Genomic DNA, 23,242 nt, shown 5'->3' on the forward strand with positions numbered 1-23,242 from the left:
CGAGTCCAAGTTCCGCCGCCAGCGCCTCGATGTCCTCCGGAACGTCCGCGCGCCAGCTTATCTCGCGGCCCGTGGTCGGGTGAATCAGGCCGAGACGCCAGGCATGCAGCGCCTGCCGGTTGAAGCCATCGGGCAAAGGCTGCACCGAGCGCTTGCCGCGCGCGTGGCCATAAATCGGGTCGCCGAGCAACGGATGGCGGATATGCGCGCAATGCACGCGAATCTGGTGTGTGCGGCCGGTATCGAGATCGCAATGCACGGCCGAGACGGGCTGCTGGTTCCACATCGCCCGGTCGATGGTGCGGTAATGCGTGCGCGCGTACTTCCCCGATGCGCTCTCCACCACGGCCATGCGCGTGCGGTCGCGGGGATCGCGGCCGATGGGGGCATCGATCGTGCCTTCGTCCGGCATCGTGCCCCACACCAGCGCGACGTAGCGGCGCTTCACCGTGCGCGCCTGCAACTGGCGCGTGAGGATGGTCTGCGCCTCGAGCGTGCGCGCAACGACCATGAGCCCCGACGTCTCCTTGTCCAGCCGATGCACGATACCCGCGCGCGGCAGGCCGGCTGCGGCATCGCCGTATCTGTAAAGCAGGCCGTTGAGCAGCGTGCCGCTCCAGTTCCCGGCTGCCGGATGCACGACCATGCCGGCGGGTTTGTTGATGACCACGAGTGCATCGTCTTCATAAACGATGTCGAGCGGCACCGGCTCGGGCGTGAACGCAAGCTGCTCGGGCAACAGGTCGGGAATCAGCGTGATCGTCGCGCCCAGCGGCACCGGTTGCCGGATCTTTGCAGGCGCGCCGTCGACCTGCACGCGCTGTGCATCGATCCATGTCTGCAAGCGGCTGCGCGAGAATTCCGGGAACAGCCGCGCCATGACCTTGTCGAGCCGCTCGCCGGCGTACTCGTCGGGCACGGCAATCGTGCGCGGCGTTTCGGCATCGGCGCGGCGCGCGTGAAGGTTGGTGGATACAGGCGCACCATGCGTTTCGGTTGCAGAACCGGATGCCGCCGCGGATGCGGTCAAATCGTCCGGACGTGCGTCGTCGGCCGATGCGCTTGGGCTATAATCTTTGCTGCGATCTTTGGTACGACTTGTACTTGAGCGGGTCATTTAGACTGAAAGCTGGGAATTAGCCAGAAAGGCATGAGCTAGAAAATGCAAGCACTGATGCGAGCCGTGAATCAAGCTTTGAAAACCGTTTTGAACCCTGTGCGCCAGTTGATCAGGCTATCGTCGAATTCGTCTGTCAGGGTTGCTGCGCTGGCTGCGGGTGCCGTCATTGTCGCAGGCTGCCATGGCCTGCCCGAGAAAACCGACGAAACGGCCACGTGGAATAACGGGAAATTATACTCGGAGGCGCAGGATGCGCTGACCGGCGGCGACTTTGGCAAATGCGCAAAGTATTTCGAGAACCTCGAAGGCCGTGACCCGTTCGGACATTTTGCGCAACAGGCGCAGATCAACGTGGCTTACTGCAACTGGAAGGACGGCGAAACCGACTCGGCTGATGCTGCCATCGACCGGTTCATCAAGCTGCATCCGGATCACCCGGACATCGCCTACGCGTATTACCTGAAGGGCATGATCCATTTCAACGACGACCTCGGTCTGTTCGGCCGCTTCTCCGGCCAGGACATGAGCGAGCGCGATCCGAAGTCGCTGCGCGAATCCTACGATGCGTTCAAGATCGTTGTCGACCGTTACCCGCAAAGCAAGTATGCGCCGGATGCAGCCCAGCGCATGCGCTATATCGTGAACGCACTGGCTTCGCATGAGGTTCATGCCGCGGATTATTACTATCGCCGTGGTGCTTATGTGGCCGCAATCAACCGCGCGCAACTCGCCATTCGCGAGTACAAGAACGCGCCGGCAACGGAAGATGCACTGCATATCATGATGCTGTCGTACGGCAAGCTTGATCAGCCGCAACTGGAAGGCGACACGAAGCGCGTGCTGGCCGCTACGTTCCCCGACAGCCCGTATGTCACCGGCAGGTCGCGGCCGGGCAAGGACAACAAATCGTGGTGGCAGATCTGGTAAGCAGTTTGATTCGCTGACCGTACCAACAAAAAACCCGGCTTTAAGGCCGGGTTTTTTATTTATGTGTTCAGTTGAAAGAAATGCGTGTTACTTACTCTTCCGCTTCGGTCACCGCCGTTTCAGGATCGGTGAAGAACGCGCGCACCACCTCTATTTCACGCGTGCGCTTGAACGGCGGAAGGCTCTGCCAGATGCGCCGGCCGTAGGGTTTATCGACGAGACGGGTGTCGCAGATCATCAGCACACCGCGATCCGTTTCTGCGCGAATCAGACGCCCCGCGCCCTGCTTGAGCGTGATCACTGCCTGCGGCAACTGGTGCACAGCGAAAGGGCTCAAGCCCTTCTTCGTCAGCGCATCGAGTCTCGCCGACAACACGGGATCATCGGGCGGCGCAAAAGGTAGCTTGTCGATGACAACCAGCGACAACGCATCACCGCGCACATCCACGCCTTCCCAGAAACTCTGGCTGCCAACGAGGATCGCGTTGCCATAAGAACGGAAACGATCGAGCAATTCAGTGCGGCTCGCGTCGCCCTGAACCAGCAACGGATAATCCCAGCCGCGCCGCTCGATGGTGTCGCGCAGGCGGTTGGCAATGCGATCGACGGCGCGCAAGGTCGTGCACAAGAAAAACACGCCCCCCTTCGATGCTTCGATGACAGGCAACGCAGCATCGAACACGGCGTCGGTGAAATTCGGCGACGATGGTTGCGGCAAGTTGCGCGGCACGTACAGCAAGCCCTGCTCGGGGTAGTCGAAGGGACTGGGCAGCGTCATGGAGCGTCGCGCGTTCAGGCCCATCTGCGCGGCGTAATGGGTGAAGTCGCCGCGCACCGACAAGGTTGCCGACGTGAAGATCCACGCACGCGGAACGCCCGCGCGCTGCTTCGAAAAGATCGGCGCGACGGACAGCGGCGTTTCGTGCAACTGGACCGTGTGCGAGAACACTTCGATCCATCGGACCATCTCGTTCGGATCGGCTTTGGCGGCGGTTTCCTTCTCTTGCGCGACGGCCTTTTCCACGGACGTTGGCGGTGCGGTCCAGCCCCCCAGCAAACCTTGTAATTCCCGTGCCCGGCGCTGCAGCGCGCCCAGCGATTCCGCGCGTTCGGCGTGAGCGTTCAAAGCGGCCGTGAGCGCATCGAGGTGTTCCTCAAGTGTGTCGAGGGCATCGAATAAAGGATGATCGTCGGCGAGCTGGCCGAGCGACATGCGCACCGAATCTTCCCTGAATGCGAGCCGGACGTCCCGCGCCGCACGTTCGAGCGCGGCGCCGAGCTTGGTCCAGTCGGAGAAGTCACGCGCGTGGCTCAGGCCTTCCGCAACGGCATCGCGAGCGAGTTCCAGGAACTGCGTGGTCGATACGGTCTCGCCGAAGAACAGCGTCGCCGTCTCGGGAAGCTGATGGGCTTCGTCGAAGATGATGGTGTTGGCGGTCGGCAGCAACTCGGCCATGCCGGTGTCGCGGAGCATGACATCGGCGAAAAACAGGTGGTGATTCACTACCACGATATCCGCCTGCTGCGCCTCGCGCCGCGCCTGCATCACGAAGCATTCCTTGTACTGCGGGCATTCCTGGCCCAGGCAGTTGTCGCGCGTGGACGTGACCATCGGCCAGACCGGCGAGTTCTCGGGCACGCTCGCGAGTTCGGCCTTGTCGCCGGTGTGCGTCAGTTTCGCGAAGCGGATGATTTCCTGCAGATGCGCGGTGTCCTGGCGCGTGGGCAAACGGCCGTTATCGGCGGTGCGCTGCAGGTAGTAATGGCACAGGTAATTCGCGCGGCCCTTGAGCATCGCGACGGAAACCGGCACCGCGAGCGCGTCGCGCACGGTCGGGATGTCGCGCTGGAAAAGCTGGTCCTGCAAGTGCTTGGTGCCCGTCGATACGATCACCTTGCCGCCCCACAGCATGGCCGGCACGAGATACGCGAAGGTCTTGCCCGTGCCCGTGCCCGCTTCCACGATCAACGTGTTCTCACCGCCGTCGACGCCCGTGGTTGCGGTGGCCAGGCCGACCTCCTCGCCGTTTTCCTCGACCACGACCGGCGCATCCGATGGCCCGAGCTTGCGCGCCGGACGGCGTTGCGCGTCGAACATGGCGGGCTCGGGCATGGCGCGGCCGGACGCTTCCATCGCGGCCGCGACTGCGCGCGCCATGTCGATTTGCGAGGCACGCGAGCGATAACCATCGATTTGACGCGCCAGCAGGCCCTCGGCGGCAAAAATCGCGTCGAGTTCGGTGCGGCGCTTCGGTGCAAGTGTCAGCGAAAGCGATGTGTCGGCGCCACCCGCTTTCGCGGCCGGCTTCAGCACGGATTCCGCGTTGTCTGTGAGGGCGTTGTCGGGCGAATTCAAGGGGAAGGTTCCTGCTTGTAGCTTGGGCTTTTTTGCCGCGCGTAAGGCAAAACTGTTCGATGCACGCGCCGCTGAATCGCGCGACGCTATTCAGCGCGACGCCGCTCAGCGCGACGCCGTTCAGCGCGACGCCGTTCAGCGCGCGTCCGGTTCCAACTGTAACTGCAGCAGGATGATCGTGTCCTTGACCTTGAGCTTGCGCTTTTTCAGGCGCCTGATTTCCAGCTCATTGATGCCCGGCACGTCGGCCATCTTGTCGATCAGGCTGTCCAGGCCATGATGCTCCGCCTGCAACTGCCCGATACGCTCGCGGATCGTGCCCGTGTCGACTGCTGCTGCAGGATATGCGTGCATGTTCGGCTCCTCTCGTCACGGCGGACGCCGGAAACACGCCGGCGGCATCGCCCGAGGTTGCTGTCCACATCCAGACCTTCTTCAGCTTACTTCGATTGTTGCTGCTGTTGTTGCTTGAGCTGCTCCTGATGCGCGCGATCGGCGGCTTCCTGTTGCGCGCGCTGCTGCTGTTTCACAGCCGCTTCCTTCTGCCGTGCCTGCACTTCCGCCTGGTGCTCGGCGGCGTCGCGCTGCTTCGCCTCGTAACGCTCAGCCTTCGCGTCGCGGTCCCGCGCGTCCTGCGCGCCACGCGCGGCGGCGTCGTCGAGCTTCTTCTGGTAATCCGCCTGCTTGCGGTCGTACGCCGCCTGATTCTGGGCCCGTTGCGGCGCTTCTGCGGTGCGCTGCGCTTCTGACAGTGCGTTCTGGCGCTGCTTTTCAGCGAATGATTCCGCGCTCGCCTTTTCGGTCGCTGCGCGTTGCGGCGCATCTGCTTCGTACTGGGCGCGCTTGAGCGCCGTTTGCTGGTCCCGCTGTTGCGCGTGTTGCAGACGTTGTTCGTCGTCGAGCGCCAGTTGTTGCTTGCGGATTTCCTGGCTTACATCGCGTTTCGCTGCACGCGCGGCATTAAGACAATGATTGACAAAAAAATCGTTATAACAATCGTGCTGCTTGACCGCATACCGATAGTTGTTTTCCTCGCTGCGCGTGTCAAGCGCCTTCTGACGCGCGCCGAAACCGTTCGCGTCCGTGTCTGCGTCCGCCGGACTTGCGGCATTTGCGCTGGCCGCACGGGCGTCGTCGAGCGGCGATTCTGTGACCGACGTGCCCGGATTGATAGGCCTGGGCGTCTGCGCCATGGCTGCCTGAACAAAACCCGCGCACGCCAGCACGGCCATTGCGGCGCGAAGCGGATGAAACCACCGCGAGCAAGAGCGCGCGGCGTGGCGCGTGGCGAACAAATCGACTGGTACAGTCGGCAAAGCGGGCGAAAGGCGGGAGGTCGGCAACGTGATAGCCAGCGGGTTGGACAATGTATTGAAATGCAGCTTCTACGATGCCGAAATTCTATCACCGTGCGCCGGAGGCCTCCGGCATTTATGGCAAAATGCCCCGCTTCACCAACCCGGCAAACGTGTTCGCGCGGATTCAAGTGAAATGCGCGGCATGGAAACGCCCCTGATGAGCCAGCAGGCAGACGCAGACACCCATGACGGAAACCGTAGCACTCAAGATTGTCCAGCGCATCGCCACCGAGTTGAGCGTGCAGCCGCGCCAGGTCGCCGCCACCGTGCAACTTCTCGATGAAGGCTCCACCGTTCCGTTCATCGCCCGTTATCGAAAGGAAGTGACAGGCAATCTCGACGATACGCAATTGCGCAATCTCGAAGAGCGGCTCGTCTACCTCCGCGAGCTCGAGGACCGGCGCGCGGCGATTGTCCAGAGCATCGACGAACAGGGCAAGCTCACGCCCGAACTGCGCGCAGCCGTGGAAGGCGCCGACAGCAAGCAGGTGCTCGAAGACCTGTATCTCCCGTACAAACCGAAACGGCGGACCCGCGCGATGATCGCCCGCGAGGCCGGCCTGCAGCCGCTTGCGGACGCCCTTCTCGCCGATCCGAAGCTCGACCCGCAAACCGAAGCCGCGCGTTATGTGGACGCAGAAAAAGGCGTCGCGGACACGAAGGCCGCGCTCGACGGCGCCCGCGACATTCTCTCCGAGCAGTTCGGCGAAACTGCCGAGATTCTCGGCAAGGTCCGCGAATATCTGTTCAAGCAAGGCAGCGTGATCTCGACCGTGGTCGAAGGCAAGGAAACCGAGGAAGGCGAGAAATTCCGCGATTATTACGACTACTCGGAAACCATCCGCACGGTGCCGTCGCATCGTGCGCTGGCGCTGTTCCGCGGCCGCAACGCGGGCGTCCTGTCCGTCAAGCTGGGGCTTGGCGGCGAACTCGATGCCCAGGTGCCGCATCCGGGCGAGACGCTGATCGCGAACCATGTGGGTATCGCCAATCAGGGCCGTCCCGCCGATAAATGGCTCTCCGACGTCTGCCGCTGGTGCTGGCGTGTAAAGGTGCAGCCGAATATCGAAAACGACTTGCTGACGAATCTGCGCGAGGAGGCCGAAGGCGAGGCGATTCGCGTGTTTGCGCGCAATCTGAAGGATCTTTTGCTGGCAGCGCCGGCGGGTCCGAAGGCGGTTATCGGACTGGATCCGGGCATGCGTACCGGCGTGAAAGTCGCCGTGGTCGATCGCACTGGCAAGCTGCTCGCGACCGATGTCATCTATCCTCACGAGCCGCGTCGCGACTGGGATGGCTCGCTCGCGAAGCTCGCGCGCATCGCGGCGCAGACGCAAGCCGAGCTGATCAGTATCGGCAATGGCACCGCTTCGCGCGAGACGGACAAGCTCGCAAGCGAGCTGATCGCGAAACACCCGGAACTGAAGCTGCAGAAGATCGTGGTGTCGGAAGCAGGGGCATCGATTTATTCGGCATCCGAACTGGCATCGAAAGAATTTCCTGATCTGGATGTGACCTTGCGCGGCGCTGTTTCCATCGCACGGCGCTTGCAGGATCCGCTCGCAGAACTCGTCAAGATCGACCCGAAGGCGATTGGCGTTGGCCAGTATCAGCACGACGTGAATCAGCGCGACCTCGCCCGCTCGCTCGACGCCGTCGTCGAAGATTGCGTGAATGCCGTCGGCGTGGACGCGAACACGGCATCGGTGGCGCTGCTTGCACGCGTGTCCGGTCTGAACGCGACATTGGCGCGCAATATCGTCGATTTCCGCGATGCCAACGGCCCCTTCGCTTCACGCGATCAGTTGAAGAAAGTCCCCCGTCTCGGCGATAAAACCTTTGAACAAGCTGCGGGATTCCTGCGCATCAACAACGGCGCCAATCCGCTCGACCGGTCGTCGGTACATCCGGAAGCGTATCCGGTCGTCGAACGGATCCTGGCGAAAATAAAGAAACACGCCGCCGATGTGATGGGCAAACGCGAAGCGTTGTCAGGCTTGTCGCCGGCGGATTTCGTCGATGACCGGTTTGGTCTTCCCACTGTGCGTGACATTCTGGCCGAGCTCGAAAAACCCGGCCGTGATCCGCGCCCCGAGTTCAAGACGGCCACGTTCCGCGAAGGCGTCGAAAAGCTCTCCGACCTGACGCCGGGCATGATCCTGGAAGGCGTGGTCACGAACGTGGCGGCGTTTGGCGCGTTTATCGATATCGGCGTGCATCAGGATGGACTCGTGCATGTGTCGGCGATGTCGACGAAGTTCATCAAGGACCCGCACGAGGTGGTGAAAGCCGGTCAGGTGGTGAAGGTGAAAGTGCTCGAAACGGATGTGAAGCGCCAGCGGATCGCACTGACCATGCGTCTTGACGATGACTTCGCGCCTGAGGGCGGTACGGCGCAGCAACAGCAACGCGGCGGGCAGGATCGCCGCGGCGGTAGTGCCGGAGGTGGCAGCGCCCGCGATGTCCGCGGCAACAGCGGCAGCCGGCGCGAGCCGGAAGCAGCCAGCAGCGCAATGGCAGCGGCGTTCGCGAAGCTGAAGAAATAGGTCATCGCAATCGACGAAGCAGAAACAAGAACGGCCCATCTTTCGATGGGCCGTTTGTCTTCCTCAGTCAAACATGACGATCAAATCTCGATCTTCGTCCCGAGTTCGACCACACGATTAGCCGGAATGCTGAAGAAGTCCGTTGGCTTCGCGGCATTCTGATGCATCCACGCGAACACACGCTCGCGCCACACCGACATGCCCGGCAATTGCGTCGGCACCACCGTCTCGCGCGCCATGAAGAACGAGGTGTCCATAAGCTCGAATGTCATGTCGTGTGTGCGCCCGATTTCCATCAGCACAGCCTTCACATCCGGCGTTTCATTGAAGCCGTACTGCGCCTTCACGAGGAACAACCCCCCGCCCGCGTCTTTCACTTCCACGCGGGTAGCATCGTCCACATAAGGGACATCGCGCGTGGCGAAATTCAGGAAGATCGTGCGCTCGTGGAGAACCTTGTTGTGCTTCAGGTTATGCAGCAAGCTCACCGGCACGAGCGAATCGCTGCCGGTCAGGTAGATCGCCGTACCCGACACCCGATGCGGCGGGTGCGCAAGCAGACCCTGCAGGAACGGCATCAGCGGAATACCATCGGCGGCGGTCCGGTCCTTGACGATCATGCGGCCCTTGAACCACGTCATCAGCAGGAAGAACAACACCCCGCCGATACCCAACGGCAGCCAGCCGCCCTGCTCGATCTTGAGCAGGCTGGCGCCGAAAAACCCGACATCGATAATAAAGAACACGCTGATGATCGCGCCCACCAGGAACTTGTTCCATCCCCACAGCTTGGTCATCACCACCGACGCGAGAATGGTCGTGACCAGCATGGTCGCGGTGACGGCAAGCCCGTATGCAGCCGCGAGATTCTCGGAGCTCTTGAAGCCGATCACGATGCACAAAATGATGAACAGCAGCATCCAGTTCACGACCGGAATATAGATCTGCCCAATAGCCAGATCCGACGTATGCAGGATCTTCATGCGCGGCACGTAGCCGAGCTGGATGGCCTGGCTCGTCAGCGAATAGGCGCCGGAGATCACCGCTTGCGATGCAATCACGGTCGCAATGGTCGACAGGATCACGAGCGGCAGCAACGCCCAGTCGGGCGCCATCAGGAAGAACGGACTTTCGCGCGCTTCGGGCGAATGCATCAGCAGCGCGCCCTGGCCAAAGTAATTCAGCAGCAGCGAGGGCATGACGAGGCCGTACCAGCCGTATCGAATGGGCTTGGCGCCAAAGTGTCCCATGTCGGCATAAAGCGCTTCAGCGCCGGTCAGCACCAGCACGACCGAGCCCAGCACGATATACGCTTGCAACACATGCGCCTGCATGAACGAAAACGCGTAGTACGGATTCAATGCGACCAACACACGCGGTGCCTGAACGATGTGAAACACGCCCATCACAGCAAGCGTCACGAACCACACCAGCATGATCGGCCCGAACAGCTTGCCGACCACCGACGTGCCGCGCCGCTGAATCCAGAACAGCGCGATCAAGATGACGATGGTGATCGGAATCACGTAGTTCGCGAGCCGCGGCGAGGCAATTTCAAGCCCTTCCACCGCCGATATCACCGACATGGCCGGCGTAATCACGGCGTCGCCATAAAACATGCAGGCGCCGAAGATGCCGAGCATCATCAGCACGCCGGTGGCGCGTCCCGATTCCTTCAACGTGCGCAGCGCGAGCGTCATGAGCGCGAGCACGCCACCTTCGCCGTTGTTGTCGGCGCGCATGACGAACAGCACGTATTTGATGCCCACCACGATCACGATCGCCCAGAACAGCAGCGAAATGACCCCGAGGACGGAAGCTTCATTGAGTTCGATGCCATGCGTTTTGCTGAACGCTTCTTTCAGCGCGTACAGCGGGCTCGTACCAATGTCACCAAACACGACTCCGATAGCGGCAAGCGCCAGAGCAGGAAGTGGTTGTTTGCGCTCATGCGCGTGGGTCACTGTTGTCATAAACGCGGCGGAGCCGTCCTGATCGGAAAAAACGAACGCCATTCTAACGCCGCGCCTGTCGCCTCACCGCCGTGTTGTGATACCGCGACGACGGGCGCATTTAGGCGATTTGACATTGCGGCGAAGTCACTAAGCTGCATGGGCGATGAACATGAAAATGCCGTTCGAACATCCTAACAGGCATTCGAACGGCATCTTGGGTGGAACGGCGTAACAGCCGCCGTGCCGAAATGGAACAAACGATCAGCTACGTTCGTCGTGCAGACCGCGCTTGATCCACGCACCGAGGTTGTGCGGCCGGACCGTATCCCATTCCTCGAACGGCTGATGAATCCACGGGTTCGTTTCGAGGAACTGAACGAAATAATCGGGCTTCACGGTCGAGCAGCCTTTATACCAAAGGACGGCAGAGCGCACGGCGGTTACCGCCGGATAACGCTCCTTCAGATGCTGCTGAACGCGCGAAAGCGTGACGCCTGAATCGACCAGATCGTCGACGAGCAGCACGTTGCCGGAGAGTTCCCCGCGCGTCATCGTGATGTATTGACCGATGTCGAGCGCCCCCTGCTCCGTTCCCGCCGCCTCGCGATACGAACTCGTCGCGAGGATCGCGAGCGGCAGATCATAGATGCGCGAAAGCTGGTCGCCTACGCGCAGGCCGCCGCGCGCGAGACACAGGATATTGTCGAACTTCCAGCCTGAGTCGTGCACGGACAGCGCCAGCAGTTCGATCAGCCGGTGATATTCGTCCCAGCCCACCCACAGGTTCCGGTCGTCGTTGCGCGGGTCTTTCATCGCGATCATGGTCAAACTCTTTTAAATACGTGCAACGGTTGAAAATGCAAAGTGGCCGCACATTCGCGGCCACTTGGTCTTTGCCAGACGCCCGAGGTCTTAAACCTTGAACGGGTGACGCAGCAGGATGGTTTCGTCGCGATCCGGACCCGTCGACACCATGTCTATAGGCACGCCCGCCACTTCCTGCACACGCGACAGATACTTGCGCGCGGTTTCCGGCAAGCGGTCCCATTGCGTGATGCCGATGGTGCTTTCCTTCCAGCCGCCGAACGTTTCGTAGATCGGCTCGCAACGCGCCACTTCCGAGGCGCCGCGCGGCAGGATGTCGACGTCCTTGCCGTCGAGCTTGTAGCCCACGCAGAGCTTCACTTCTTCCAGGCCGTCCAGCACATCGAGCTTGGTCATGCACAGGCCCGAGATCCCGTTGATCTGAATGGAGCGGCGCAGCGCAGCGGCGTCGAGCCAGCCGGTGCGGCGCGGACGGCCGGTCACCGAGCCGAATTCCTTGCCGACGGTGGCAAGCGTCAGGCCAATCTGTTCCTGACGATTCACGTTGTCCGCATCATACAACTCGCTTGGGAACGGACCCGCACCCACGCGCGTGCAATATGCTTTCGTGATGCCGAGGATGTAGTTCAGTTTCTGCGGACCCACGCCCGCGCCCGAGGTTGCCGCGCCCGCCACGCAGTTGCTCGACGTGACATACGGGTACGTGCCGTGGTCGATGTCGAGCAGCGTGCCTTGCGCACCTTCGAACAAGAGGTTGCGGCCGGCGTGGTTCTCGTCGTAAAGGCGACGCGAGACGTCCGTCACCATGGGCGCGAGGCGCTCGGCGTAACCGAACATGGTGTCGAGCGTTTGCTGAAAATCCACCGCCGGCGCGCCGAGATAACCCGTCAGCACGAAGTTGTGGAAGTCCAGCGTTTCGCGCAGACGTTCAGCGAATACGTCGCGGTCGTACAGGTCCTGCACGCGCAGGCCACGGCGGCCGACCTTGTCCTCGTACGCCGGTCCGATACCGCGTCCCGTCGTGCCGATCTTCGCCGCGCCACGACGTGCTTCGCGCGCCTGGTCGATGGCAATGTGATACGGCAGGATCAGGTTGGCGGCTTCGGAAATGAACAGGCGCTTCTGGACGTCGATACCCGCCGTTTCCAGTTCGCCGATTTCCTTGAAGAGCGCTTCGGGCGACAAAACCACGCCGTTGCCGATGTAGCAAGCCGTGCCGGCGCGCATGATGCCCGACGGAATCAGGCGAAGAATGGTCTTCTTGCCGCCGATAATGAGCGTATGGCCGGCGTTATGACCGCCCTGGAAGCGCACGACGCCTTGGGCGTGGTCCGTCAACCAGTCGACGATCTTGCCCTTGCCTTCATCACCCCACTGGGTGCCGACCACGACGACGTTGCGCCCCGGGTTCACATTCACTGCGCTGGCAGACATGTCAATTTGATAGCTGGTTAAAAAAGCATTTTACCTATGTTCGCCGAAGGTTCCGAGTTTTTCCCGGTATTTGCGAACGGATATCGACCGAAAGTCGATCGGATGAGGCTGAAGTTTTGTCTGGGGTTATATGCCGCTCGCGCATCAAAAACGCTTGCAGCAAGCCCCGAAGCCGCTAGGAACGGGTCTCGACGACCCATGTCCCGTTGCGCTCGACCAGCACGCGGTCGAACGCAAACTCGTCGAGATCATGGTCGTGTCCGGGCAACGCCTGGATCACGACTTCGCCGGCATCGCGCAGTTTCGCGACCGCCGTCTGCAGCGGTTCGTCATGGTTCCACGGGGCGAGGACCGCGCTGCCGCGGGCATCGACAGGAGAAATGCGCGCGACTTCACGCAGATCGAGCGAGAAACCGGTTGCGGGACGTGCGCGGCCATAGGCCTGGCCAACGTCGTCGTAGCGGCCGCCTCGCGCAACCGCGTTCGGCACGCCGTCCACGTAGGCCGAGAACATCACGCCGCTGTGGTACGCGTAGCCGCGCAGGTCGGCGAGATCGATCATCAGCTCGGCGCCGTGCGCCTGCGCCGCAAGGAACGCGAGGTCGTCGAGCGCCCGGCCGATGACCGGCAAATTCGGCAAGCGTGCGCGCGCTTCATCGAGTACTGATGCATCGCCGTAGAGTGACGGCAACGCCCGCAGCGCGTCGCGGGCGACATCGCCGAGTCTGGACGTGAGTTCGTTCAGACGCGGTACGTCCTTCGCGCCGAGCGCGTCGTAGAGCGACTCACCGAGCGCGGCAGCGCCAGGTTCGAGGTCGAGCAAAGCCGCCAGGACGCCCGCGTGGCACAAGTCGAGACGCACCTTGTTCAAACCGCTCAGACGCAGCGAATCGAGCATCAATTGCTGGATTTCCAGATCCGCTTCCAGCCCGGCGTGGCCGTAGATTTCCGCGCCGATCTGGATCTGCTCGCGCGTCGCGTGCAAGCCACGCGGACGCGTATGTAGCACATTGCCCGCGTAACACAGGCGCGTCACGCCTTGCCGATTCAGCAAATGCGCATCGATGCGCGAAACCTGCGGCGTGATGTCAGCGCGCAGGCCGAGCGTGCGCCCGGACAATTGGTCGACGAGCTTGAACGTGCGCAGGTTGAGGTCGCTGCCGCCGCTGGTGAGCAGCGATTCGAGGTACTCGAGCATCGGCGGCATCACGAGTTCGTAGCCGTACGAACGAAAACGATCGAGCAGCCGGCGGCGCAACTCTTCAATCTTGCGCGCTTCGGACGGCAAGACGTCGGCGATATTCTCGGGAAGTAACCAGGTGGACATCGGGGCGTTTCCTACGGAACGTTTTTGAGCGCGGCGATGCGAGGTAAAGGTGGCACCGCCGGTCGGTCAGGATAATCTTTTGATCTGCGGGTGGCTACGGACTCGGCCAGCCTCGACGCAATTCAGGTCGCAATCAGCAGCAGAATCACGCCGAGCGCCATCGCGATCAGGCCGCCGATCCGAATCTGGTGCGGCGGCCGTTGAGCGATCCGGCGGAACGTGTCGCGCCAGGAATTGGGGAAGACGAACGGAAACATCCCTTCGATAATCAGCATCAACGCAATCGCGAGCAGTAACGATGCAGCCATATCCATTCAATAGATGGCGCCGCGGCTCGCACCGCGACGATTGGAGCTCAGCGCTTGCGCGCGGGCGCCGGGGTGGTGGCATCGGCGGCGCTCGGCGCAGCACCGTTCGGGCTGCGCATGAAGCGGAAGAAATCGCTGCTCGGATCGACAACCATCACATCGCCGGCATTGAACGTCTTTTTATACGCTTCAAGGCTTTGATAGAACTGGTAGAACTGCGGATCGACGCCGTACGCATCTGCGGCAATCGACGCAGCACGGCCATCGCCCTCGCCCTTGATGGTCTGCGCTTCCTTGTAGGCATCGGCGAGAATGGCTTCCTGCTGACGATCCGCATTCGCCTTGATTGCGTCTGCGTCAGCCGTGCCCTTCGCGCGTTCTTCGGCCGCCGCTTGCTGGCGTGCTGCGATCATGCGCTTGTAGACGGAATCCGCCACCGCAGCCGGAAAGTCGATGCGCGTCAGTTGCACATCCACGAGTTCCACGCCGAACGCCGCTGCCGGCTGCTCGATCGCCTTCTGCGCTTCCGTCCCGATAGCCTGCTGCTCGCCGAGCACATCGGCCAGCGGACGCTTCGTGAACGACGACGTCAGCGCCGTGCGCGTGAGCGCGGCCAGACGGTCCTGCGCGGTCTGCGTGTTCTTTTCGTTGCTCACAAAAAGCTTGAGCGGGTCCGCGACACGATACTTGATGACCGTATTCACGATCACCTCGTTCTTGTCCGACGTATTGAAACGGTCAGTGCCCGCTTCGTCGATGGTGAGCGTACGCGTGTCGATCAGCGTCAGCGTCTGAAACGGCGGCGGCAGCTTGAAATGCAGGCCGGGCGTGACGAGCTTGGGGTCACCGCCGCCGTGCGCGGTGACTACGCCGGCGTGGCGTTCGTCGACCACGAACATCATGGAAGAGCCGATAAACAACACGACCACGACGGCAACTACCAGCGCAACGATTCGATTCATGATCGCGCTCCTCATTGCGTGTCGTCTTCACGCGAGCGCGAACGGAACGCGTCGCGCGAGCGCAATGGATCGCCACCGGTCGACTGCGCCGATCCAGATGCCGATGTCGACGATGCAGCCACGGCGCTGGCCGCAGTGCTGGCGGAGGCAGATTGCGCCGCAACGGCCGATGTTGCCTGCGCGCTTTCGCTGCGCGCATCCTGCGTGATCGACGTGCCGACGCTCGCGGGCGCTGCGCCAACCGGCTGGTTCGCTACACTTGCCGAAGGAGCCGAAGCGTCCGATGCACCGCTTGCCGGAGCGGCCGCGCTCGCACGCTGACGGTTTGCATCGACGAGCTTGTCGAGCGGCAAATAAACCACGTTATTCGAGCTCTTGCTGTCGACGAACACCTTCGTCGCCCGCGAATAAATCTGCTGCATTGTGTCCAGATACATGCGTTGACGAATCACTGCCGGCGCCTTCGAATATTCTGCATAAACCTGCTTGAAACGCTCGGCATTGCCTTGCGCCTGCGAAACGGCCCGGTTGCTATAACCCTTGGCTTCGTCGATCATGCGCGCCGCGTCCGTCTTCGCGCGGGGAAGCAATTGATCGGCGTAGGCCTTGGCTGTATCCACCGCGCGTTCGTTGTCCTGGCGCACCTTCGCCGCTTCCTCGAACGCGGGTTGAACCTGCGCGGGCACCTGTACGCTCTGAATGGTCACGCCGGTCACCTGCAAACCGGTCTTGTACGAATCAAGCGATGCCTGGATCCGGTCGACCAGCTTCGCACGCAATGCTTCGTGGTCCTTGAACAGCAGTTCGTCCGTGCTGTGCGTGCCTGCGATCTCGCGGATGGCGGCCTGCGCCGATTCCGTCACGTTCTGCTCCGGATCGAGATTGCGGAACAGATAGTCGGTCGCCGACTTGATCTGATACTGCACGGCAAAGCGCACGTCGACGATATCCGCGTCGTGCGTGAGCAGCGACGCGTCGCGAACGTTGGCTTGCGTGAGCGTGTTATTGCGGCCGATATCGACCGAACGGATCTGCGACGTATTGACGATCTCGTGCGATTCGAACGGATATGGCAGACGCCAGTGGACGCCCTGATCCGCCTGGCCTTCGTACTTGCCAAAGCGCGACACCACGCCCACGTTCCCGTCCTGCACGACAAACACGCCGCTGCCGAGATAGATCGCGATCAGCGCGCCGACAACAATGCCCAGTCCGATCTTCGCGGTGCGGCCGTTATCCGGACGCGGACCGCCGCCGGCCGGCTTCTTGCCGAACAGGCCTGCAAGCTTCTTGTTGAAGTCGCGCCACATTTCGTCGAGATCCGGCGGTCCTTCGCCATCCTTGTCCTTCGATGGACGCTTCTGTTCCTGCGGACGCTTCGGGTCCTGGCCTTTATTTTCGCCATTGCCGTCGCCCCGCCCCCAGCGCGGGTCGTTGATCGAAAAGACGGCATGCGAAAGCTGCCGGGTACTCCGCTCGTTGTAGTCGTTCACTCGGTGATTCACCATTAGACAGCCGGGTCAATGCAAATCGGAACAGATCAGTGCCCGTGCTCGGGGACCTTGCGGTCATCACTTTCGTCGGCTGACCGGTGGTCTTCCGGTAGCGTGGTTCCGTCGTCGGATGTGCTATCCATGGACTCCGGCACGATTGTGCCGTCCGGAAGTTCCGTGTACTCGTTGTTATCTTTAGGTTCGGAAGCTGCAAATTCGGCGATGGCAGCGCGCAGCGCGTCGAGTCCCTGACCCGTTCGCGCGCTCAAAAATACGCGCAAAATATTACCATACTCGTCCCTTTCAACCGGATCGTTGCGGGCCGCGAGTTCAGGCACTGCATCGATCTTGTTGAATACGAGAATTTGCGGAACGCCGTCGGCGCCGATACTGCTCAGCACCTTGTTCACTTCCTCGATCTGGTCGAGCCGCACCATGCTCGATGCATCGACGACATGCAGCAGCAAGTCGGCCTGTACCGTTTCCTCGAGCGTCGCGCGGAATGCCGCAACCAGTTGGTGAGGCAGGTCGCGAATGAACCCGACCGTGTCGGACACCACCGCCTGTCCCGCTTCCTCGCCGAGATAAACCCGGCGCGAGGTTGTATCGAGAGTGGCGAACAACTGGTCCGCCGCATACGCCTGCGCCTTCGTCAGCGCATTGAACAGCGTGGACTTGCCCGCGTTCGTATAACCCACGAGAGAAACCGACGTGGTCCGGTTGCGCTCCCGCTGACGGCGCTGCGTGCCATGCTGGCGTTGCAGCTTCGCAAGCCGCGCCTTCAACGCCTTGATACGCTCGCCGATCAACCGGCGGTCGGTTTCAAGCTGTGTTTCACCCGGTCCGCGCAGGCCGATACCACCCTTCTGCCGCTCGAGGTGAGTCCACGCACGAATCAATCGTGTGGACAGATACTGGAGCTGAGCGAGTTCGACCTGCAGCTTGCCTTCGTGACTGCGGGCACGCTGCGCGAAAATATCGAGGATGAGACTGGTGCGGTCGATCACTCGGCGCTCGAGCGCCGTTTCCAGGTTCCGCTGCTGCGCGGGTGCCAGAGCATGATTGAAGATGACGAGTTCCACGTCGTTGGCAACGCAGGCGAGGCGCAGCTCTTCGACTTTGCCGCTGCCGACAAACATCTTGGCATCAGGGCTGGAACGGCGACCGGTCAGGGTGACGGCGGGATGGGCACCCGCACTTTGTGCGAGCAGACTGAGTTCTTCGAGACTGGCGTCGAAATCGATTTTTCCGAAGTCGACACCCACAAGCGCTGCGTTGATCAAATTGATGTTTTCATTTTGAAGCGACCGGTGAATTAGCAAGTTCATTCATGCCATTACACCGGACGCTGCGAGGTTTAGGGCGTTTCAGCATCCGGGTGGAAATTCACCGGACGCGCTGGCACGACCGTGGAAATGGCGTGCTTGTAGACCATCTGGGTCACGGTGTTACGGAGCAACACGACGTACTGGTCGAACGATTCAATATTGCCTTGCAGCTTGATGCCGTTGACCAAGTAGATCGACACCGGCACATGCTCTTTTCGCAGTGCGTTCAAAAACGGGTCTTGTAACAATTGCCCTTTGTTGCTCATAGCAAACTCCGTATTATTTTTGCAGGTTAACGTGATTGCGACGAAGAAAAAGAGATCCGCCGTCAATCGCTACACTATAGCCGATTTTCATTTTCGCACCAGCGCGCCCCGCCCGTCCAAATCCGCCGAAACGCTTGATGCACGCGGGATTCAGGCCGGCATCAGCCCTTATCCGCGTAAGGATTCGCACTCGAACGAAACTCTATTCGCAATGGAGTCCCAACCAGCCCGAAAGTTTCTCTGAAGCGTCCTTCCAGATAACGTTTGTAGGTGTCCGTGATCGCGTCGAGCGCGTTGCCGTGCACGACAATGATCGGGGGATTCTGCCCGCCCTGGTGCGCATAGCGCAGCTTCGGACGGATCGGACCACGGCGCCGGGGCTGCTGGAACTCCACTGCGTCAATGAGGGCGCGCGTGAGCTTCGGCGTGGGCAGCTTTGCCATGGCCGCGGCGTAAGCGTCATCGACGGATTTCATCAACTGGCTAATACCGGTTTTCTCCAGCGCCGAGACGTAATGGAATTTAGCAAAGTCCAAAAACTTGAGCTTGCGCGTGAGGTCCGCCTTGGTGCGCTCGCGCACATGCGAATCGAGTCCGTCCCACTTGTTCACGCCAACGACCAGCGCGCGGCCTTGTTCCACTACGAATCCGGCGATGTGCGCATCCTGCTCGGAGATGTCCTGTTGTGCATCGAGCAGCAGGATCACCACGTTCGCGTCTGAAATGGACTGCAGCGTCTTCACCACCGAAAACTTCTCGATCGCTTCGAATACCTTGCCGCGACGACGCAAACCCGCTGTATCGATCAACGTGTACTTGCGGCCACTTCGCTCGAAATCAACATAGATGGAATCGCGCGTGGTGCCGGGCATGTCGAACGCAATCACGCGCTCTTCGCCAACCAGCGCATTGATCAGCGTCGACTTGCCGACATTCGGGCGTCCCACGATGGCGATCTTCACGCCACGTGCCGCCTTTTCTTCGGGATCTTCTTCCGGCTGTCCGGCGTAAGCGATCTCGAGCGCATCGCCGATCATCTCCGTCACACCGTCGCCGTGCGCGGCTGAAATGGCGCGCGGGTCGCCCAGGCCCAGTTCGTAGAAGTCCGCGGCCACCGCGCTGTACTTCATGCCTTCGGCCTTGTTGACCACGAGGAACAACGGCCGGCCCGTCTTGCGCAGGTAGTCGGCGATCGCCTTGTCTTGCGGCGCGAGCCCGTTGCGGCCGTCGGTGATGAACACGACGATGTCGGACTCTTCCACTGCCTGGCGTGTCTGGCGAGCCATCTCGTGCAGGATGCCGTCCTTTGCGACAGGCTCGAAACCGCCGGTATCGACGACTAGATAAGGACGGTCGCCCACACGGCCTTCACCGTAATGGCGGTCGCGCGTAAGACCGGGCAAGTCGGCGACGAGCGCATCGCGCGAGCGCGTCAGGCGGTTGAAGAGCGTCGATTTCCCCACATTGGGGCGCCCCACGAGGGCAATTACGGGTTTCATCAGATGGTGTTCTTGGTTGAACGCAGGGCGGATCATTCCGGCCCGGCGCGCGCCGGATGTCACTCCGGAAACGGCGAACCGCGAGTTTGCGGTCCGGCGATGTGTCGAAAATTAGCACGGTTCCAGCGGATGGATCGCATGATGCAGCGTTTCTGCTGCTCCGGCTCCTGGTTCATGGCCGCTTTCATCGCGTTCGGGACGCACTTGGAACGCCTTACGTGTTGTCTGGCGTTGCGTTTGCCGTTGTCAATACTGCTTGTGCGCTTATTTGCCGCACGACAGGTCCGTCACGTGCAGCGTTGATCAATCGATTCTATTCGCACGGCGCGGACTCAAAAAACAAAAAAGTCCGCAAAAACACGAGCGGCCGGCAAAACCGGCGCGCTCATCAGGTCAAACCAACTCATTAACGCGGGCGGAAACCATACAGGCCGCCGTCATGTGTCTGGATCACGAGCGTGTCGCCCGCCAGCACCGGCGCAGCCGTGATTGCGCTGCCGTCGGTCTTCGCGCGGCCAACGAACTCGCCATTGGTTGCCGACAGGAAGTGCACAAATCCTTGATAGTCGCCGACCACGACCGCGCGACCCAGGATGAACGGCACGCTGACCGTGCGATTCTTCAGCTTGTCGTTCTTCCAGAGGACGGTTCCATCGATACCGCTAAATGCGTTCACCACCGACCAGTCGTCGCCTGCTGCCACGATCTCGTTGTCCTGCGCGAGACCGCTGTCGCTCGAGAAGTTCTTTTCCCATTGCGGACGGCCCGAATTCGCATCGAAACAGCCGATACGGCCCTGGAACGTCACCGCGCAGGTCACGGACCCGACCAGCGTCGGTGCGCCCGTCACGTCGTTGATACGCTCGACTTCGGTCACGCCCTTGGGGAACGAAACCGGCGCTTGCCAGTAAGCGTCGCCGGTCTGCAGGTTGATCGCCGCAAACGTGCCGCCCGGGAAACCCGCTAGCACCGCCTGCGATGCCGCGAACGTCATGCCGGCAGCCACGCGCAGGTTCAGCGGTACGGCGCGCGTCTGGAACATCCACTTCTGCTCGCCGGTCACCGAATTGAACGCGACGATCTTGCCGTCGATAGTCCGTACAACCACGAGGTCGTTACCCACGAGCGGCGGCGAGATGATTTCGCCCGGCGCCGTAGCCGTCCACAATTGCTTGCCGTCGGGTCCGAGCACGTACACATTGCCCTTCAGCCCGCCGACTGCAGTCAGGTTGCCGTCGCTGCCCACGCCCGCCGACAGATCGTCTTTCAGCTTGATGCGCCACACGTCCTGACCGGTCTTCGCATCGATCTTCGCGACCGTGCCGTTCGCGCCTGCTGCATAAACAGCATCGCCGATGGCAACCGGCGAGAACAGGTAACGTCCGGCCTTGCCGACGCTCGCCTTCCAGGCCTGCTCCACATTCAGGACAGGCTTGATCTCGACAAGCGGAGTCGGCACCCGGCGCTCGTCCTTGGTGGCACAGGCCGTGAGCATGACCGACATCGCGCAGGCGAGCGGCAGAGCGTAGCGTTTCAGAAAATTCATCGGTGGACGCAACATGGATAAAATGAAATCGGTTGATCGGTGTGCGGCGCGAGACTCAAGACTGTTCAGGTCTGACCGCTGAGAACCCGCGACTTTAACCCAGTGAGCACCGCGCCCGCACAAAGACGACGTTGCTACACGCCTATTCCGGCACGAGCGGCATCAGCCGCCCAGCGCGTCGAGCTTGAACTGAATCAGCTGGCGTGCGGACGAATCGGATTGCGGCAACGAGGTGAGCGCCAGTTTATAGGCCGCGCGCGCGTCGTCGCGCTTGCCCTGCGCCGCCAGCAAATCACCACGACGATCCGATACCACGCCCTTGAACGCGTCGAGGGGTTCGTCGGCGAGGACTTTCAGGCCGGCGTCGTAGGCTTTTTCATCGAGGAGGATCAGCGACAGCCGCAGTTTCGCGATCTGCTTGTATTCAGCATCCTTCGCGTGATCGACAGCCCACTGAAGCTGCGTCTTGGCACCGGCGCTGTCGCCACTCATGTACAGGGATTTGGCTGCGGCAAGCGCGGTCATCTGCGCGTACGCGGTGCCGCCGAACTTGTCTTCCATGTCCGACGACACACGTGTGACCAACGCCTTGTCACCCGCTGTGACTGCTTGCTGGACCTGGTCGTAGAGTACGGCGGCTTCGGCCGCCTGCCTGCGTTGCCAGAAATTCCAGCCGTTCCAGCCGGCCGCGACCACGAGCACCGCGAGCACGATCCAGGTCGTGGAGTTGCCCCATTTCGCCCACCAGGCCTTCAGGTTTTCAAGTGACTCTTGTTCTTCGTGATAGCTCATGCCCAGCGTATTCCTTGACTGCTTTTGTGTTCGCGTGCAATGCCGCGCGCCATTGTTTCGGGTCGCCGCACGGGGGTTTCCACGCGGCGGCGCCGGACAATCAGTCGGCGCTGTCGTCGGCGGTTGCCACCATCGCATTGATTAGAAATTCGGTCAAGTCTTCCACAGGCACGGTGGCCTGCTCGTTCTTTTGACCCGTTGATTCAAGCGATGAGGACCGCAACGGTTTCACGCCAACCATGCCTTGCGCGAGTTCGTTTTCGCCAAGAATGACTGCGAACGCTGCGCCGCTTGCATCGGCTTTTTTCATTTGCGACTTGAAGCTCGCCGGCGTGCCGTCCGGGCTGCAATGCAGGATGACGTCGAGACCGGTATCGCGCAAACGCTCGGCAATGATAAACGCCTGCTCCGCCGCCGCTTCACCCTGATGCACGACATAAATGTCAGTGCCTTCCGCCGCCGGCACGAGGTTTTCTTCTTTCAGCAATTCAAGAATCCGCTCGACGCCCATCGCCCAGCCGCACGCAGCCGCCGCCTTGCCGCCAAGCTGTTCGATCAGCGGGTCGTAGCGTCCGCCGCCTGCAACCGTGCCTTGCGAGCCGAGCTTGTCGGTCACCCATTCGAACACGGTCAGGTTGTAGTAATCGAGGCCACGCACCAGGCGCGGGTTGATCTTGAACGGCACGTTGTTCGCCTTCAGCAAACGCTGAACGCCTTCGAAGTGCGCGAGCGATTCGGGCCCGAGAAAATCAACGAGCTTCGGTGCGTTCTGCGCGATTTCCTGCATCGCCGGATTTTTCGTATCTAGCACGCGCAACGGGTTCGTGTAGAGGCGGCGTTTCGCTTCTTCATCGAGTGCTTCGACGTGTTGCTCGAGATAGGCAATCAATTCCTTGCGATGCGCCGCGCGCTCTTCCGGCTGGCCAAGCGAATTGAGTTCGAGACGGATGCCGGTCAGCCCGAGGTCGTCCCACAGACGCTGACACATCATGATGATTTCGGCGTCGGTGTCCAGATCGTCACAGCGATACCGCCCGAGGAGTGCTGGAGCGAGCTGCGCGATGTCGGGCGGCGCGCTGGGCAGTCGTTCGAGGAACTCGACGTCGCCGCTGATCTGGCTGCGCAGTAGGCCGGGCGCGTTGCCGTCCGCATCCGGCGCCAAGTCGGTCTTCGCCCAGACATACGGACCCAGTCCGATCT

At 61.4% G+C, this 23,242-nt stretch carries 19 protein-coding genes; 2 read left to right on the top strand and 17 right to left on the bottom strand.

Translation table 11 applies throughout. The features are described 5' to 3' along the window. The coding region (locus tag ACFFAR_RS02865; RefSeq protein ID WP_375507495.1) for an RluA family pseudouridine synthase at nucleotides 1-1,117 on the bottom strand (1,117 nt) is incomplete at its 3' end. A gap of 57 nt (nucleotides 1,118-1,174) precedes the next feature. Between ACFFAR_RS02865 and ACFFAR_RS02870 the strand changes: the two genes are divergently transcribed. Beyond that, nucleotides 1,175-2,047, top strand: a complete 873-nt coding sequence (locus ACFFAR_RS02870; RefSeq protein WP_062000866.1) for an outer membrane protein assembly factor BamD — start codon at nucleotides 1,175-1,177, stop codon at nucleotides 2,045-2,047. A gap of 91 nt (nucleotides 2,048-2,138) precedes the next feature. Here ACFFAR_RS02870 and ACFFAR_RS02875 read toward each other — a convergent pair whose 3' ends face one another. From ACFFAR_RS02875 to ACFFAR_RS02885, 3 genes are all read right to left on the bottom strand, one after another. Further along, nucleotides 2,139-4,361, bottom strand: a complete 2,223-nt coding sequence (locus ACFFAR_RS02875) for an ATP-dependent DNA helicase (RefSeq protein WP_375507498.1) — start codon at nucleotides 4,359-4,361, stop codon at nucleotides 2,139-2,141. A gap of 177 nt (nucleotides 4,362-4,538) precedes the next feature. Next, nucleotides 4,539-4,757, bottom strand: a complete 219-nt coding sequence (locus ACFFAR_RS02880; protein ID WP_174362500.1) for a DUF465 domain-containing protein — start codon at nucleotides 4,755-4,757, stop codon at nucleotides 4,539-4,541. An 86-nt stretch (nucleotides 4,758-4,843) separates the two neighbouring features. Next, a complete protein-coding gene (locus tag ACFFAR_RS02885) occupies nucleotides 4,844-5,770 on the bottom strand; it encodes a colicin transporter (protein ID WP_375507496.1) in 927 nt (308 codons plus the stop codon). Between the two features lie 176 nt (nucleotides 5,771-5,946). Between ACFFAR_RS02885 and ACFFAR_RS02890 the strand changes: the two genes are divergently transcribed. Next, nucleotides 5,947-8,307: a Tex-like N-terminal domain-containing protein gene (locus tag ACFFAR_RS02890; protein ID WP_174362501.1), complete on the top strand. Its 2,361-nt coding sequence runs from the start codon at nucleotides 5,947-5,949 to the stop codon at nucleotides 8,305-8,307. An 80-nt stretch (nucleotides 8,308-8,387) separates the two neighbouring features. Here ACFFAR_RS02890 and ACFFAR_RS02895 read toward each other — a convergent pair whose 3' ends face one another. The 13 genes from ACFFAR_RS02895 to hisS form a co-directional block, all read right to left on the bottom strand. Further along, nucleotides 8,388-10,280 carry a potassium transporter Kup gene (locus ACFFAR_RS02895; RefSeq protein ID WP_062000868.1) on the bottom strand — a complete coding sequence of 631 codons (1,893 nt, stop codon included), beginning with the start codon at nucleotides 10,278-10,280 and terminating at the stop codon, nucleotides 8,388-8,390. Nucleotides 10,281-10,523: 243 nt separating this feature from the next. Further along, the gene (locus ACFFAR_RS02900; protein ID WP_061999527.1) at nucleotides 10,524-11,084 is read right to left on the bottom strand and encodes a phosphoribosyltransferase; all 561 of its coding nucleotides are present in this window, start codon (nucleotides 11,082-11,084) and stop codon (nucleotides 10,524-10,526) included. A 90-nt stretch (nucleotides 11,085-11,174) separates the two neighbouring features. Further along, entirely contained in the window at nucleotides 11,175-12,521 is a 1,347-nt protein-coding gene (locus ACFFAR_RS02905) for an adenylosuccinate synthase (RefSeq protein WP_061999528.1), read from the bottom strand. Between the two features lie 175 nt (nucleotides 12,522-12,696). Then, entirely contained in the window at nucleotides 12,697-13,848 is a 1,152-nt protein-coding gene (locus tag ACFFAR_RS02910; protein WP_174362502.1) for an ATP phosphoribosyltransferase regulatory subunit, read from the bottom strand. A gap of 122 nt (nucleotides 13,849-13,970) precedes the next feature. Continuing rightward, complete coding sequence (locus tag ACFFAR_RS02915; protein WP_056363906.1) at nucleotides 13,971-14,162, bottom strand: DUF2065 domain-containing protein; 192 nt, start codon at nucleotides 14,160-14,162, stop codon at nucleotides 13,971-13,973. A 41-nt stretch (nucleotides 14,163-14,203) separates the two neighbouring features. Beyond that, the gene (gene hflC, locus ACFFAR_RS02920) at nucleotides 14,204-15,118 is read right to left on the bottom strand and encodes a protease modulator HflC (RefSeq protein WP_062000869.1); all 915 of its coding nucleotides are present in this window, start codon (nucleotides 15,116-15,118) and stop codon (nucleotides 14,204-14,206) included. An 11-nt stretch (nucleotides 15,119-15,129) separates the two neighbouring features. Next, nucleotides 15,130-16,611, bottom strand: a complete 1,482-nt coding sequence (gene hflK / locus ACFFAR_RS02925; protein ID WP_062000870.1) for an FtsH protease activity modulator HflK — start codon at nucleotides 16,609-16,611, stop codon at nucleotides 15,130-15,132. Between the two features lie 47 nt (nucleotides 16,612-16,658). After that, nucleotides 16,659-17,939, bottom strand: a complete 1,281-nt coding sequence (hflX, locus tag ACFFAR_RS02930) for a GTPase HflX (protein ID WP_174362503.1) — start codon at nucleotides 17,937-17,939, stop codon at nucleotides 16,659-16,661. Between the two features lie 29 nt (nucleotides 17,940-17,968). Then, the gene (gene hfq, locus ACFFAR_RS02935; RefSeq protein WP_031356421.1) at nucleotides 17,969-18,205 is read right to left on the bottom strand and encodes an RNA chaperone Hfq; all 237 of its coding nucleotides are present in this window, start codon (nucleotides 18,203-18,205) and stop codon (nucleotides 17,969-17,971) included. A gap of 161 nt (nucleotides 18,206-18,366) precedes the next feature. After that, a complete protein-coding gene (gene der / locus ACFFAR_RS02940) occupies nucleotides 18,367-19,704 on the bottom strand; it encodes a ribosome biogenesis GTPase Der (RefSeq protein WP_086383014.1) in 1,338 nt (445 codons plus the stop codon). 406 nt (nucleotides 19,705-20,110) lie between these two features. Further along, nucleotides 20,111-21,250, bottom strand: coding sequence for an outer membrane protein assembly factor BamB (gene bamB / locus ACFFAR_RS02945; RefSeq protein WP_061999531.1), 1,140 nt, complete (start codon nucleotides 21,248-21,250; stop codon nucleotides 20,111-20,113). A gap of 162 nt (nucleotides 21,251-21,412) precedes the next feature. Then, on the bottom strand, nucleotides 21,413-22,042 hold the full coding sequence (locus ACFFAR_RS02950; RefSeq protein ID WP_174365405.1) for a tetratricopeptide repeat protein: 630 nt from the start codon (nucleotides 22,040-22,042) through the stop codon (nucleotides 21,413-21,415). A 100-nt stretch (nucleotides 22,043-22,142) separates the two neighbouring features. Next, nucleotides 22,143-23,242 (bottom strand): histidine--tRNA ligase (gene hisS, locus ACFFAR_RS02955; protein WP_375507497.1); only part of this gene is annotated, 1,100 nt, incomplete at its 5' end.

Source organism: uncultured Caballeronia sp. (assembly GCF_964243625.1).
Classification (GTDB): Bacteria; Pseudomonadota; Gammaproteobacteria; order Burkholderiales; family Burkholderiaceae; genus Caballeronia.